18 protein-coding genes are annotated in these 14,558 nt (G+C 35.9%); 13 read left to right on the top strand and 5 right to left on the bottom strand.

Annotated elements, in window-relative coordinates:
- The first annotated feature begins 4 nt into the window (after nucleotides 1-4).
- The 6 genes from ACIQZG_RS18940 to deoD all read left to right on the top strand — a co-directional run bounded on the left by ACIQZG_RS18940 (nucleotide 5) and on the right by deoD (nucleotide 3,487).
- Nucleotides 5-583 carry a YpmS family protein gene (locus ACIQZG_RS18940; RefSeq protein WP_402757023.1) on the top strand — a complete coding sequence of 193 codons (579 nt, stop codon included), beginning with the start codon at nucleotides 5-7 and terminating at the stop codon, nucleotides 581-583.
- Between the two features lie 13 nt (nucleotides 584-596).
- Nucleotides 597-1,124, top strand: a complete 528-nt coding sequence (gene msrA, locus ACIQZG_RS18945) for a peptide-methionine (S)-S-oxide reductase MsrA (protein WP_402757024.1) — start codon at nucleotides 597-599, stop codon at nucleotides 1,122-1,124.
- Nucleotides 1,124-1,552, top strand: a complete 429-nt coding sequence (gene msrB, locus ACIQZG_RS18950; protein WP_402757025.1) for a peptide-methionine (R)-S-oxide reductase MsrB — start codon at nucleotides 1,124-1,126, stop codon at nucleotides 1,550-1,552. The genes msrA and msrB overlap by 1 nt, the downstream gene beginning before the upstream one ends.
- Before the next feature lie 192 nt (nucleotides 1,553-1,744).
- Nucleotides 1,745-1,960: a hypothetical protein gene (locus ACIQZG_RS18955; protein ID WP_402757026.1), complete on the top strand. Its 216-nt coding sequence runs from the start codon at nucleotides 1,745-1,747 to the stop codon at nucleotides 1,958-1,960.
- A 489-nt stretch (nucleotides 1,961-2,449) separates the two neighbouring features.
- A complete protein-coding gene (locus tag ACIQZG_RS18960) occupies nucleotides 2,450-2,677 on the top strand; it encodes a YozE family protein (RefSeq protein ID WP_402757027.1) in 228 nt (75 codons plus the stop codon).
- Nucleotides 2,678-2,779: 102 nt separating this feature from the next.
- Nucleotides 2,780-3,487 (top strand): purine-nucleoside phosphorylase, encoded by a 708-nt coding sequence (gene deoD / locus ACIQZG_RS18965; protein ID WP_402757028.1) that lies wholly within the window; start codon nucleotides 2,780-2,782, stop codon nucleotides 3,485-3,487.
- Between the two features lie 117 nt (nucleotides 3,488-3,604).
- Here the strand turns inward: deoD and ACIQZG_RS18970 are convergent, their stop codons facing one another.
- The 3 genes from ACIQZG_RS18970 to ACIQZG_RS18980 form a co-directional block, all read right to left on the bottom strand.
- On the bottom strand, nucleotides 3,605-3,748 hold the full coding sequence (locus tag ACIQZG_RS18970; protein WP_402757029.1) for a hypothetical protein: 144 nt from the start codon (nucleotides 3,746-3,748) through the stop codon (nucleotides 3,605-3,607).
- An 8-nt stretch (nucleotides 3,749-3,756) separates the two neighbouring features.
- Nucleotides 3,757-3,960 carry a hypothetical protein gene (locus tag ACIQZG_RS18975; RefSeq protein ID WP_402757030.1) on the bottom strand — a complete coding sequence of 68 codons (204 nt, stop codon included), beginning with the start codon at nucleotides 3,958-3,960 and terminating at the stop codon, nucleotides 3,757-3,759.
- Nucleotides 3,961-4,321: 361 nt separating this feature from the next.
- Nucleotides 4,322-5,059, bottom strand: a complete 738-nt coding sequence (locus ACIQZG_RS18980; RefSeq protein ID WP_402757031.1) for a hypothetical protein — start codon at nucleotides 5,057-5,059, stop codon at nucleotides 4,322-4,324.
- Between the two features lie 146 nt (nucleotides 5,060-5,205).
- Between ACIQZG_RS18980 and ACIQZG_RS18985 the strand changes: the two genes are divergently transcribed.
- Complete coding sequence (locus tag ACIQZG_RS18985; protein ID WP_402757032.1) at nucleotides 5,206-6,081, top strand: alpha/beta fold hydrolase; 876 nt, start codon at nucleotides 5,206-5,208, stop codon at nucleotides 6,079-6,081.
- A 105-nt stretch (nucleotides 6,082-6,186) separates the two neighbouring features.
- On the opposite strand, the gene ACIQZG_RS18990 is transcribed toward ACIQZG_RS18985, so the two are convergent.
- Nucleotides 6,187-6,693: a hypothetical protein gene (locus tag ACIQZG_RS18990; RefSeq protein ID WP_402757033.1), complete on the bottom strand. Its 507-nt coding sequence runs from the start codon at nucleotides 6,691-6,693 to the stop codon at nucleotides 6,187-6,189.
- Between the two features lie 550 nt (nucleotides 6,694-7,243).
- The gene (locus tag ACIQZG_RS18995) at nucleotides 7,244-7,900 is read right to left on the bottom strand and encodes a pentapeptide repeat-containing protein (protein ID WP_402757034.1); all 657 of its coding nucleotides are present in this window, start codon (nucleotides 7,898-7,900) and stop codon (nucleotides 7,244-7,246) included.
- A gap of 315 nt (nucleotides 7,901-8,215) precedes the next feature.
- Here ACIQZG_RS18995 and ACIQZG_RS19000 point away from each other — a divergent pair, with 315 nt between their 5' ends.
- From ACIQZG_RS19000 to ACIQZG_RS19025, 6 genes are all read left to right on the top strand, one after another.
- Nucleotides 8,216-8,956 (top strand): N-acetylmuramoyl-L-alanine amidase, encoded by a 741-nt coding sequence (locus ACIQZG_RS19000; protein ID WP_402757035.1) that lies wholly within the window; start codon nucleotides 8,216-8,218, stop codon nucleotides 8,954-8,956.
- Nucleotides 8,957-9,258: 302 nt separating this feature from the next.
- On the top strand, nucleotides 9,259-10,782 hold the full coding sequence (locus ACIQZG_RS19005) for a lmo1851 family serine protease (RefSeq protein ID WP_402757043.1): 1,524 nt from the start codon (nucleotides 9,259-9,261) through the stop codon (nucleotides 10,780-10,782).
- 70 nt (nucleotides 10,783-10,852) lie between these two features.
- The gene (locus ACIQZG_RS19010; RefSeq protein WP_402757036.1) at nucleotides 10,853-11,755 is read left to right on the top strand and encodes a CobW family GTP-binding protein; all 903 of its coding nucleotides are present in this window, start codon (nucleotides 10,853-10,855) and stop codon (nucleotides 11,753-11,755) included.
- Between the two features lie 64 nt (nucleotides 11,756-11,819).
- Entirely contained in the window at nucleotides 11,820-12,374 is a 555-nt protein-coding gene (locus ACIQZG_RS19015) for a hypothetical protein (RefSeq protein WP_402757037.1), read from the top strand.
- A 204-nt stretch (nucleotides 12,375-12,578) separates the two neighbouring features.
- Entirely contained in the window at nucleotides 12,579-13,196 is a 618-nt protein-coding gene (locus tag ACIQZG_RS19020) for a CAP domain-containing protein (RefSeq protein WP_402757038.1), read from the top strand.
- Between the two features lie 308 nt (nucleotides 13,197-13,504).
- On the top strand, nucleotides 13,505-14,428 hold the full coding sequence (locus ACIQZG_RS19025) for a CAP domain-containing protein (protein ID WP_402757039.1): 924 nt from the start codon (nucleotides 13,505-13,507) through the stop codon (nucleotides 14,426-14,428).
- The last annotated feature ends 130 nt before the right edge of the window (nucleotides 14,429-14,558 follow it).

A 14,558-nucleotide genomic window follows, 5' to 3' on the forward strand; every position in this document is an offset into this window, starting at 1 on the left:
CATGATGAATAAATGGAAAATCGCATTTTTTGCGTTAGCAGGCACGATACTTTTTGCGATCATCCTCGTCGTATATTTAGCTACGAAACCAGTAGATGATGTGAATTTAAAGAAGAGTCCAGAGAGTAATGCAACAGAAGGAAATGTTCTTGTTGTGCAAACTTCAACGAAGGAATTTGAGTCCATTTCGAAAAAGTTTTTAAAAGATGCAGCGGAGGGTTCACCATTACCAATTGATTTTACAGTTGGCGATGATATTCAACTAAAAAGTAAGTTAACGGTTTTTTATACGGAAATTCCAATTACAATGAATTTTGAGCCGATTGTTGATGAGAGTGGAAATATTACGTTGAAACAAACGGGGATGAATGTCGGTTTACTAAATATTCCACCGGAGACTACAATGAAAATTATGAAGGATACGGTGGAATTCCCGTCATGGATTACGGTGAATCCGAATAAGGCAGAAATTTATGTGGACTTGTCCCGCATAAACATTGCCTCGGGTTCTCGAATTCGTGCGAAAGAATTAGACTTACCGAACGATAAAATTTTACTTGAAGTAATTGTACCAGCTGAGTAGGGAGTGAAGATGAATGGCAACACAATACGCAACATTTGCGGGTGGCTGTTTTTGGTGTATGGTTAAGCCGTTTGATGAAACACCTGGTATAGAAGCGGTTATTTCTGGCTACACAGGTGGACATGAAGAAAACCCAACATATGAACAGGTTTGCTCGGAAACAACAGGGCATTTAGAAGCAGTACAAATTACGTTTGATGATGAAATTTATTCGTACAAGCAGTTACTGGCAACATTTTGGACATTAATCGACCCAACGGATGCCGGAGGGCAATTTTTTGATCGTGGAGAATCTTATACAACCGCTATTTTCTACCATGATGAAGAACAACGCATATTAGCTGAGCAGTCGAAAGCGGATTTAGCAGCTTCTGGCAAGTTTGATAAGCCGATAGCAGTGAAAATATTACCTGCGGACAAGTTCTATCCAGCAGAAACATATCATCAGTATTACTACAAAAAAAATCCGATGCATTATAATCGATATTCTGTTGGCTCGGGGCGTAAGGCATTTCAAGAAAAGCATTGGGGGCACAGTTAATGAAAAAAGAAGAGCGTTTAAAAGAATTAACGGAAATGCAGTATTATGTCACGCAAGAAAACGGGACAGAACCACCATTTCAAAATGAGTTTGATCAGCAATTTGCAGAGGGAATCTATGTAGATATCGTATCTGGGAAACCCCTTTTTAGCTCACTCGATAAATTCGATGCAGGCTGTGGCTGGCCAGCTTTTGCAAAACCGATTGTTAAAGAAGAAGTAGTAGAACATTTTGATACATCCCACGGTATGCGTCGTGTAGAAGTACGTAGTAAAGACGCTGATTCCCATTTAGGACATGTCTTCCCAGACGGACCAAGCGAGCTTGGTGGCTTACGTTACTGTATTAACTCTGCAGCACTACGCTTTATCCCAAAAGAAGATTTAGAAAAAGAAGGCTACAGTGAATACGTAGCGTTATTTAAATAATGGTATACCCCTAGAGTGTTTTGCTCTGGGGGTTTTTTACTTTGACTGTTTTCAGAAAGATTGTTGCTATTTAACAAGGTTAGTTGATTAAGGGGAGTTGTATTTTTTAGTAAAATCGAAACTTTCGTTGACTTTAAGCGTAATAAATTAAAGGGGTAGATTGGTTCCGTTGGAATAAAGGAGGTGGTGAAAATGAATATCTTTAAAAAAAAGGAAATAAAAATGTTTTTATGGCTGTTCATTATTGCTTTATTAGGAGTATCTTTTATGATACATACCTATAGTTATTTCAATGCTAAGGAAATAAATTTACTCATTGCTGGATGCTATGAAAATGATGGGGAAGTCATATTAGAAATCCATAATAATCTCACAAGTAATTATTCTTTTGAGTGTAGACCTAAATAGACTTAATTGTAAGTATTTAATGTATTGTGAGGAACTTAATTAAATTGAGTTCCTCCAATAATTGAAGAAAATAGCCATACCAGAAACAACAATCTTTGAGAAAACAGCCTTCATTTTTAACGAAAAGGTTCTATAACATTGGTTGGGGTAAACACGATTTTGGCTCTGAACTAAAATTGAGGTTGAAAATTTAATAAAGTGATTGTTGATTGATTTTGAGCCGGCGTGACCATTTGGGGATTAACGTCACGTTTTGTGCAATTTATCTGCGCGAAAGCAAAGCGACAGCAGTATACCTATAATTCAATTTCAATTCTGAAAGTAGGTTTTATTGGTATGGTGAGTCAAAAATTGCGTAAAATAGTAGAGGAGAATTTACTATTAGGTATTACTTCTTATGAGAATTCAACTTTTTTTTGTGACGGACACCCTTTTTTTTGATACACTAACGAAAAGTATATTGGTGATGAAGGGTGGCACTTTTCGTTTATGAAAAAGAGCTTTTATTTATTTGTTTTAACATTTCGAGGAGGGGATTGGTCAGATCTAAAAGTCCGTTTTGCAGAGGAAGTTTTCTATGAACATAATTTCCCTAAGCAATCCACGGATTTCAATGAACTTTCATCCTATATTGAGATGTATGCTACGGAAAATTTAACGATAGAAACATTTGATAATTTGTGGAGTTTATATGAAGAATATTTACAAAGGGCTTGAAAAGTACTAGCTTTTTTCTAAAGTTAGACGTCTATCGTTGCGAAAAAGACTGAAACAAAGTATCATTTACAGTGATAAATTATAGAGAAGAGGGATTGCAGTATGAGTATTCATATTAATGCAAAAAAAGGCGAAATTGCTGACACTATTTTACTTCCAGGAGATCCACTACGTGCGAAATACATCGCTGAGACGTTTTTAGAAGATGTTACTTGCTACAACGAAGTACGTAATATGTTCGGCTATACAGGTACGTATAAAGGAAAGCGAATTTCTGTACAAGGTACTGGTATGGGTGTACCATCAATTTCAATTTATACAACTGAACTTATGCAAGAATATGATGTACAAAAATTAATCCGTGTAGGTACTTGTGGGGCGATTCAAAAAGACGTAAAAGTACGTGATGTAATTTTAGCGCAATCAGCGTCATCTGATACACGTATTAATCAAGTAATTTGGGGCGGCAACATTGATTTCGCGCCAACTGCAAACTTTGATCTATTACACAAAGCATATAAGGCAGGACAAGCAGCAGATCTTAACTTAAAAGTAGGGAACATCTTCACAGCGGATATGTTCTACTCAGAAGAAAATCAATATGATAAGTTAGCAAAATACGGCGTACTTGCTGTCGAAATGGAAGCAGCAGCACTTTACACATTAGCAGCAAAATTTGGTCGTAAAGCGCTTGCAATTCTAACAGTAAGCGACCACATCATTACTGGAGAAGTAACTACTTCAGAAGAGCGCCAAACAACGTTTAATGACATGATTGTTGTTGCATTAGAAGCGGCTATTCAAGAGTAGTCATAATTTAAATTGATGATTTTTGTAAAAATCTAAGTGGAAAATACCCAATGAGTGACTAGATATCTAGAGCTTGTTGGGTTTTTTTGTTGATATTGATGCAAACAAGGAACGCGTTTACTTACTTCTTTCAGCCATTATCATTTTATATTTACGTAAGCCTAAACCGATAGTCCATATTAAAATATTCATTAAAACTAAAATTACGATAAAACGACCATTTGAAAAGGTGTCACTCATAGTAGCAGTGATTAAATCCATATGAAGTATTACTCATTCACCACCATTTTTTTCTGTCTCTTCTTATCAAGAATTTTTATTAAAAGGAACAGTAGACTACAAGAAAAAAATATCGACATTATACCTGTAATCGCACGCATTATAAATGTATCCATAGGGAAACCGATAATAATATGTCCCAAACAAACTATCCATGATATAACTATGAATAGGTTGAATAAATTACTTTTCATGAAAAATCCCTCCTTAAAAGAACTGCTCTTTTCCTTACTAATTGAAAATTTCACTTACAAAGAATCATAACATAGAAAAGTATGAGCTGGTAGATAAATGGGAATCGTTGGTACAATGGGTGATAATTCTCCATTATTCAGTGTGTTTTCATTAGTATTAAGCAGATAATGCTTACAGTTGCAATTACATACCATATTGTTTTAATGGGTCTCTCCAAGTGTCAAGCTTTGCTATAAAGATCACGATTAGTAATAGAACGTAAAATAAAAAACTTCGCATATGGTAACCCCTAAGAACAATACTCACACGCGTAATTCTAATCATACAAGCTATACCAATTAGTGTAATTAACTATTGTTTTTAATTCTCGTTAGCTTCGTCTACAAATGACCAATACATTTGATAAAATTCTTTCGTTTTCTGATCTTCTGATGGAGTGGCATCATACTGCCATTTCCCATTTGAACTTCTGAGTAATGTTTGCCCACCAGCTTTTACATCATAATCATACCCTCCAAATGAGTTGGCGATTGGACTAACCGTACCGCCGTTTGAGAGTAGCTTTACTTTGTCAGTATCTTTGATGAGGCCCTCCATTTTCATTAAAAAGTAGACGAGTGTTAGTTCTCCAAAAGGTGTTAGTTTTTCTTTTTTTTCAGATTCGAATTTTTCAATGGCATGCCTAGCCTCTTTATAAAGTGCTTTTCGGTCTGGTGATACGGAAGAAGTGTATCGTATCAGTAGTTTATTTATTTGCATATTATTGGGGTCAAGTTCTTCATAGGATGTGTGTTGTCCAGCTAAAGCTTTCAATTGTGTAATTAGTTCATCATTTGGTAGAATAGTCATACCTTTTGTCGGTATCAAATACCAATTAGGTGTAGACAAACTATTTAGTCTAGGCAAATTGCTATTAATATTTGAATTACTCACAACCTCATTTGGTGAGTAATTCCGTATACTCGCCATTCCTTGGCTGTCTGTACGCTTAGGAATATAGTTTTCTATTTTTGGGTCAATGGTTGATTGTGATTGTTCAAGGTTATTTGTAGTTACGAATGATTGAACCTTTGTAAAATGATTCTCTCGGATTTTCATACAACGTCCACCTTTCCTCTATGTATCCTTTGTATCGACCATAGTATGAGGTATTATTATAAAAAAAGAGAGAATATTGGATATTATATAAATGTTGTACTCGTTTAGATTGAGATGATGTGAAATTAATTGTAGGGGATGAGTGAATGGTGAAAACAATTTATAAAAGTGAAGAGGGTAGACTGCAAATAGTAGGGCATTATGAAAATTACTTAAAGTCTTTTCAATTTGAATTTGAACGAATTCGTGTAAACACATCTTTTGGGGAAACACATTTGCTTGTTGCTGGTCCATTAGAAGGAAAGCCATTGTTTATATTCCAAGGAGGAAATTGCATAAACCCTATGACATTGTCATGGTTTAAGCCTTTATTGGTACAATATAGAATTTATGCGCCGGATACGATTGGGCATCCAGGATACAGTGCTCAAAATAGAATTTCTGGTAAGGATGATAGTTTTGCTCGATGGACGACGGAGCTTATGGATTATTTTAGGATTGATAGATGTGCTTTTTTGGGTCCTTCTTTTGGTGCAGGAATAATTTTAAGATTGGCAGCGTTTATACCGAATAGGATAGAATGTGCTATTTTAGTTTCTCCAGCGGGATTAAAGCTAGGGTCAAAAGTAAAGATGATAAATGATATTTTAATACCTATGCTGCGATATAAAAATACTTTGTCAGAAAAACATCTTGAAAAACTAGCGAATAATATGTCAGCTACTAGTATGAAGGAAATAGATAAGATTATTATTGGGGATATTTTCCGTTATGTAAAACTTGAGCAAGAGATGCCTAAATTAACAACGAAAAAAGAATTGCGGCACTATCAGTCACCCACGCTAATTATTACTGGTGAACAAGATATTTTTTTTCCTGAAAGGGCAGTACAAAAGAAAGCGGAAGAAGTGATACCAAATTTGACGGTTTTTCAGTCATTCAATATGGGCCATTTCCCTTCAGAAGAGCATTTAACAAGAATAAATACGTTTATAAGTAGTTTTTTAAATGATTATTATTAAGGCTGTTTTCTCAAAGTTTGTTGCTATTTAAGCTTTAAAATAAAACAGAGTTTGATCTACAAATCTTGTAGAGTCAAACTCTATTTTATTTGAGGGTGTTTTCCTTTAGTTCTGAGATGCCTTTTTTTCTAACTTTGCAATGGCTTTAAGAACCACATCTCGATTTTTGGTGGATTTCATCCATAAAGGTAATCTACTTTCTATACTTAGATAATAGGGATGGTTTTCTCTTAGTTCGGCTTGAACATATTTTTTTAGATACTCTAAATGTTCAAGATTATATGCCCATAAAGTCTGGCCACTACAAGGCATTTGCAGATATAAGGGATATCCAAAGTACCAATCAAATACTCCTCCAATATTAATAAAGCCATCATTCCACTTACTACCATATGAAATTATTGATTGGTTAAAGCAGTTACTTTTGGGGACAAATTCTTTAGTCATTCCACAGTATAAACATATAAACCTTTTTGTAATTCTTGTTTCATAAGGGGAATGTTCGCCTAATGAAATAACCTTTGATTTACTATTACAGTTAGGACAAACTACAAGGAATTCATAGCCGAAACTTTCTAGCATTAGGTGCTGATTTTTAAAATTTTTTTTCATTTAGTATGACACACGCCTTATTTTAGATATATTGATAATTTTACAAAAGTAATAGGAGTAATTTAATATGTTGTTGTTCGATGTACAGTTAAAAATCCGGGGAAAGTGTAGCGGATTTTTACCATATAGAAAGCTAGTTGTAATGCTTTAAGGAATCTATTGAGAACCAATCATTTTTTTATAACATGATTATAAGTACTTTTCCTTGAACCTGTACTTTCGGGATATGTTGTTGTAAGAAAGAGATGATGAGAGGATCATCACTATATATTTGAAAGTCACACTGGACATATTGAGCATTTATTTCTTTGAGATAGTCAAGCATTAATGAATGGCTATTACCGTTCGACTCAACGTTCACAAAGAAGGGGAGTGTAATTTCCTTGGGGCAGTGAATGCCTCGTGTAAAATATATTTGATGTAATGGCAAATAGCGGATGGGTAACTGTCTATTGCAAGCTATAATACACTTCATCAAATCATCACCTTATTTCTGTTTTTGACTGTATTAGTATAACCTGCTCAAATTTGTTTATTAAATGACATGCATTTATTGCTTTACTTGTAAACCTAGCAATTTTGAGAAACCAATCGCTTGATCGGCTGAAACAACACAACCATTTAAACTTTCTGGCGTCACATTAAGTACTTCATATGTACATGTACTAAGATCTATTCCTTTAAGAGATGTATGATAAAAGTCAGCTTTGTTAAGCTCACAGTTGTCAAACTTTATCTTGTTAAATTGACAATCGTAGTAATTAGCACTTTGCAATGTTGTTTGATCGAAAATTACCTGTTTTAAACGTGCCTCTACAAAATTACTGAAGTTCGACATGCAATTTTCAAATGTAACATTACCCAGAGTAGCTACAGAGAAATCTACACCCATCAATTTGCAACCTTTAAACGTAACTCTGTGTATGATGCCTTCCTTAAAGCTCGTATTAGATAAATCACAGTTTTCAAAAACAATATCGACCATATCGATTTTTTCAAAACGACTATTGATAAATGTTGTATTTTTAAAAATGATTGTTGATAAAACAGCTTTATCAATCTCCACATTATCTATTTCTGCATTGGAAATTGTACAGTTCGATAAATAAGGATCGTCCTCAGTATAAATATCTTGGAAATTTCCATTTTGTAAATCAGTTTGGATTTTCGGACGTTCAATTTTAAAATTGCGTGTCAAAACTATCACCTATCGCCTTCTACATTAATTAAGAGTAATAAAAACTATTGTATGTTAGTTAAGCTCTTTTAACAAATCAAAGCCCACCATAAAAATCAGTCATTGAGATAAGCACAGTAAGAGAAGCTGAAGATGCATAATATAGAATTAACAACAAATTTCATAGTTGTTAAAAGATTTTTGTAAGTGTACGGTGGTGACGAAGGTTTCTCTGGAGGTTAATAGTAGTGCTTTGCCGATTACAGTTTTTGTAATCGGTTTTATTTATAATCAGTTCAACTACTCAATTGTTTTTTTAAAAATTTATAGAAAGGAGGAGTGGGAATGGTTTCAATTCGTCAAAAATTAGTATCCGTCACACAAGCTACAAAAGTGACGAATGGGAAAAATAATGCGAGAAAATATATAGTTGTCCATGAAACCGATAATACAAATACAGGGGCTGATGCAGACGCACATGCCCGGTTACAAATAAACGGGAATAGTAGGGATGCAAGTTGGCATTGGCAGGTAGATGAAAATGAAGCGGTACAATCATTCGAACATTTTTGGGCTTGTTGGGCCGCTGGAACTTTTACAGGTAATAACCAAGGCATTCACGTTGAGATTTGTGTGAATAGAGATGGAGATTTTAACAAAGCATTACAAAATACAGCGAGCCTCGTTGCTAAAATCATGAAAGAAGAAAACATCCCAATAAGCAAAGTTGTCCAGCATAACTACTTTAGTGGGAAAAATTGTCCGCGTAACATCCGTGCTGGGAAAGTATCTTGGGCGACTTTCTTACAAATGGTTTCGAATGCAAATTCTGTACAACCTGAAAAACCTATACCTGATTCTAAAAAATATCGTATTCAAACAGGCACATACAATGATCGGAAAGTGGCAGAAAGTGTGGTAGAAGTCTTAAAAACTCGTTTTGGCTGGATCGCTTACGTCGAGCAGAATGGCAACAATTTTCGCGTGAAAACGGGTACATTTGTAGGGATAACCGCAGCGCAAAATGCCGAAAATAAAATAAAAACCGCAAGATTAGCGCAAGTGACGTATATTCTTGAAGCATAAGGAATAAAAATTAATGATTTTATCGAACATTGTTTATAAAAGTTTGACTGTTGCTATTTAATGCGTACAATAGAATGGTAGTATACGTGCACACTAGACTTAAAAGGTATTTGGATAATAAAAAAGGCAGGACAATAATTACCTATGTCATAATATTTCTAGATTAGTTTTTCATAGTTAATTGAAAGAAGAAGACGGTCGTGAAATTTTGACAGTCTTTTTCTTTTCGTCTTCTCTATAACCTGTTAAGATGGTAGTAGTGTGACAACAAGTTAGTGTATATGAGAGTGGTGACAATCAAGATGGATGAACAGAAAAAAGATGGTTTAGAACAGCAAGAGCATACACCGCAGGAAGAAATAAAACCAGCGGGGAAATTTATTCAAATCAAACCGTTTAAATTTATTATGCTTATGTTTCTAACGATCTTAATTACCGCAGGCTTAACGATTTTTGCGTTAACTTTCGGTGAAAAGAAAGTAGTAGAGGTAAAAGTACCAATTGAACGTGCAGAGTTTGCAACATTATATGAAGCATTTGATGAGCTTAAAAGCAAATACTACAAAGATATTGATGATGAAAAAGTGGTTGAGGGTGCCATCAACGGTATGTTTGATGCACTAGACGATCCGTATTCTGATTTTATGGTGAAAAAGGAAGCGGATGATTTTAGTTCTGACTTATCATCTAGTTTTCAAGGAATCGGTGCTGAAATTCAAGATCGTAACGGCTTTATTACAGTCGTGTCACCAATTAAAAATTCACCTGCAGAAAAAGCAGGGTTATTACCAAAAGATATCATTTTAACGGTTGATGGCAAGAGTATTCAAGGATTTAGTGCATCTGAAGCAGTTGCGTTAATTCGTGGAGAAAAAGGGACGCCTGTAAAGTTGACTATAAAACGTGGAGAAACAGCAGAGCCTATCGCAATGACAATTGTGAGGGATGAGATTCCTGTAGAGACGGTTTATGGTGAAATGCTAGATGGTAATATTGCTCACATTCAAATTACGTCCTTTAATGAAAGTACGGCAAAAGAATTAACGACAATTTTAGCTGAGTACGAAGGGAAAGGGATGAAGGGCATTGTCTTAGACCTTCGCCAAAATCCTGGAGGTTATTTAGAACAAGCCGTTGAAATTGCCAATTTGTTTGTAGCTGAAGGAAAAACGATTGTACAGGTTGAAGAAAAAAACAAGAAGATAGATGTAAGAAATGCGGTTGGCGGTAAAAAATACAATTTACCGATGACAGTACTTATTGATGGTGGAAGTGCATCCGCTTCTGAAATTTTAGCAGCAGCACTAAGTGAATCCAAAGGTGTAAAAATCGTCGGAGAAACATCATTCGGTAAGGGAACAGTTCAGAATGTGAATAAATTCTTGAAAGATGGTTCTATCTTAAAATTTACAACAGGCAAATGGTTAACGCCAAATGGCAACTGGATTAATGAAAAAGGAATTAAACCAGATGTTGCAGTTCCATACCCAACTTATGCGTCTCTTCCTTATTTAGATTCTTCTATCGAAATGAAAGAAGGCTCAGTATCTGAAGCAGTGAAAGCTGCGGAGGAAATGCTCGAAGTTCTAGGCTACGAGCCAGGAAAAGTGGATGGCAATTTTGATAAGTATACTGTGCGTGCAGTGAAGAAATTGCAAGCGGCAAATGACCTAGAAGAGACTGGCGTGTTAACAGGCGTCACAACGTATGCTTTAATGGATGCATTACGTACAAAACTGAAAACTGACGATCCTCAAGTTGTTAAAGCTAAAGAACTATTAACAAGTACTGATAAAGTAGAAAAAACTGAGGAAACAACAAATTAACACTGTAGCTGTCGCAGCAGTCGTCTCGTACGGCACGCTCGCGGCAGCTTTTTGTGTAGGAGGATTTTAAATGAAAGACGTATATTTATTTAGTGGGTTTTTAGGTAGTGGAAAAACATCTATGTTAACAGATGTCATTCGCCAACTGAAGGAAAAGGGATTAAAACCAGCTGTCATTATGAATGAGCTTGGAAAGCTTCCTTTTGACTCTCAAGCAGTTGAAAAAGACGTTCCATTAAAAGAAATGTTAGAAGGCTGTATTTGTTGTACAGGTGCTGAAAAAACAGAGGCACAAATCCAATCACTTCTATTAGAAAGTGAATTTGATGTACTTATTATTGAAACAACTGGTGCTGCTCATCCGGTGGAAGCACTAGATGCGGTGTATTCTCCTTTATTCGCTGAGAAATTAGCGATTAAAGGGATCGTGACGGTAGCAGATAGTAAGCTATGGTTAAACCGTGATACGTTAACGCCACAAGTGCGTTCTTTATTTATGGAGCAAATCCGTCATGCACATTTACTGCTAGCAAATAAAATGGATTTACTTACTGAAGAAGAGCAGGGGAAAGTAGTCTACGAGCTACAAGGCTTTAATCCGGGAGCATTTATTTTACAAACGACAAATGGGCGTGTACCTCTGCATTTACTAGAAGGTTTAGTAGCAACTGCACCAGTGGATAAAGCGGATGTTGTGAAAGCGCCGATTTCTTCGATGCAATTAGGATCACGCTTAGTGGAATTTGAAAATTGCGTATTTACACAAGATCAGTTTGAAGATTGGGTGCGTCAATTACCAGATTCAGTGTATCGTATGAAGGGTTTTGTTCCAATTGAAGGTGTGAAAAATCCGATGCTGTTCCAATACGCATATGGCATGGTTCAGTGGATGCCTGAGTTTGTGAAGATGCCTGCTAAATTGGTCATAATCGGAGAAAATGTTGGCAGCGTGCAAGTAATTGGGATGTATTAAAAAGCGTAGCTAGAAATCGATAGTTGATTTCTAGCTCTTTAATTTGAAAGGCAGGTTTCAAGGGTTGAAGAAAGTTTTAACTAGTGTGTTAGGCGTACTAATTGTAATAGGTGGATGGTTGTTGTATCAATATTATTCTGATTCAGAGGCCATCAAAGAAAGTGTAATGGCTGGTGATGGTTATCGCTCTACTATAGGAGAAGAATATAGAGCTGTAAAATTTTTTGTGATGCCTAATTGGTACGACCTAGATACAACAAAACGTCAAAACGTAAATAAGGTCGTTGGACAAGTTGGGAATTCTCGAATCGTGCTAACAGAAGTAGCTGTACGCGAAGATGTAAATGATATTTATTTCACATTCGGCATAGAAAATAAACTATCGACAAAAAGTGGCTATTTTTTAACACAAAACGTAGCAAATAATCTAGCTGATCTACCAATGCCAACTATTGAATTACTGACTGTGGATGATAAGAAAATTCCACTTGGGCATTTTGGACAAGGGCCAGACGAGTATTTTAGCTTTGGGATCAATCTTGAAGATATAGATGAGATTAAGCATGGGTTTTCAGTTGTAGCAAATATCTATTTTGGTGTTCAATATTATAAAAACTAGTAAAAATTTTACAAGGTTAAGAGAAGTGTCAACCCTATTTCAAACGAAAGTATTTCATAGACTGGTCAAATCTTCAAAAAAACTAGCAAGTTAAAGGCTTTTCTAAAGGGAACCTCTGAGTTAAATGGTGATACAAGAAGATGTTGGGAGGATTTTTCGATGAATCTTCCTTTAGCATAGGTTGCAGAGAGGAGGAATTGCAAAATGAAAAAAACACTCATTGCAATTTGTGTAACATTTCTTTTAGCAGCTCCCATTCAAATGGCTTCTGCTGCAGCTTCAACATCTTCGGGGGATACAACAGTCAAACAGACTTCAACATATAAGCAGGGTCAAAATAAATGGTCGAGTAAAAAATGGCCTTCAAAAAAACCGACTACAAACAATTCTCAAAACAACAATTCATCAACAACACCATCACAACCGTCAACAAACGCTACTGATGTAAATGCTTTTGAACAAGAGGTTGTAAAATTAACGAATGCAGAACGTACAAAAGCTGGCTTAGCACCGTTTCAAACGGATTCAAAATTAATGGCAGCCGCTCGCGAGAAATCACAAGATATGCAATCAAAAAATTATTTCTCACATACGAGTCCAACATTCGGTTCACCTTTTGATCGTATGAAAGCACTTGGTATTTCATATAAAGCAGCAGGTGAAAATATTGCAAAAGGTCAACGTACACCGCAAGAAGTTGTACAAGCTTGGATGGATTCACCAGGTCACCGTGCCAATATTTTAAATACGAACTTTACACATATCGGTGTTGGCTATGTGAAAACAGGCAACTACTGGACACAACAATTTATTAAAAAATGATAAACAGAAGAGGATGTCTCTATAATTTGAGACATTCTCTTTTTTGATTTTACATTTTTTCATAATTTATTCGTTGATTTGAGGAATATTAGATTGTTATTTGTACTTATGAAGTTCTCATGTTCGTAAACTGTCAACCCCTTATTAAACGTAATAGTTTGTTAGATTGGTATAAATATCAAAAAATATTTACGAAGAATTGCAGTTTAATGAGAAATACCATGCCAGATGGTAAGGGTAACAAATTGTGGTGCGATTTTAATGAGATTCCTCAGTTACGATAGTTGGCAGAGAGGAGGAATTGCAAAATGAAAAAAATACTCATTGCAATTTGTGTAACATTTTTATTAGCAGCTCCAATTCAAATGGCTTCTGTAAAAAAATCAAATACTTCAGAAGAGACATTGGTCAAACCTAATTCAATCGAACAGGCTTTAAACAATTTACCATATAAGAATATGCTAATGTCTAATAAAGGGACTGCGGACAATAACGATTTAGAGGTGTTATCTAAACAGGATCAGGATGATGTGACGTCAACAAAAGCAACTCAAACAGAGGTTAAGGTGGCGCCAACTAAATCGCAAACAGAGGATAGAGTAGCAGTCGCGAAAATAACGCCACCTACACAAACAGAAAATAAGGTGACAGCAACAAAGTCAACGCCGCCTCAACAAACAGAAGAGAAGGTGACGGCAACAAAGCCAACGCCACCTCAACAAACAGAAGAGAAGGTGACGGCAACAAAGCCAACGACACCTCAACAAACAGAGGATAAAGAAACATCAACTCAACCTTCGACACCACCAGTTCAAACTCCACCCGTTCAAGCACCAACAACATCAACTTCTGATGTTAGTGCATTTGAAAAGCAAGTGGTTGAACTAACAAATGCAGAACGTACGAAAGCTGGTTTAGCACCACTTCAAGTAGATACAAAATTAATGGCCGCTGCTCGTGAAAAATCTCAAGATATGCAAACGAATAATTATTTCTCACATACGAGCCCGACATTTGGTTCACCATTCGATCGTTTGACTGCATTAGGTATTTCATATACAGCAGCAGGGGAAAATATTGCGCAAGGTCAACGTACACCGCAAGAAGTAGTACAAGGCTGGATGAATTCATCAGGACATCGTGCCAATATTCTAAGTGCAAACTTCACACATATCGGTGTAGGATATGTGAAAACAGGGAATTACTGGACGCAACAATTTATAAAAAAATAACGGTAAATATCACGCTGTCTATTAGGGCAGCGTGTTTTTTTTTGGTGCGCCCGGCATGCACATGAACTATAGGGTGTAAGTCCCGAACCCCGAAGACAGAAGTAGAGGTTAGCCAAGAGCAAGGGTGTCC

It is taken from the genome of Lysinibacillus sp. NPDC096418, from assembly GCF_044762775.1.
Lineage (GTDB): Bacteria > Bacillota > Bacilli > Bacillales_A > Planococcaceae > Lysinibacillus.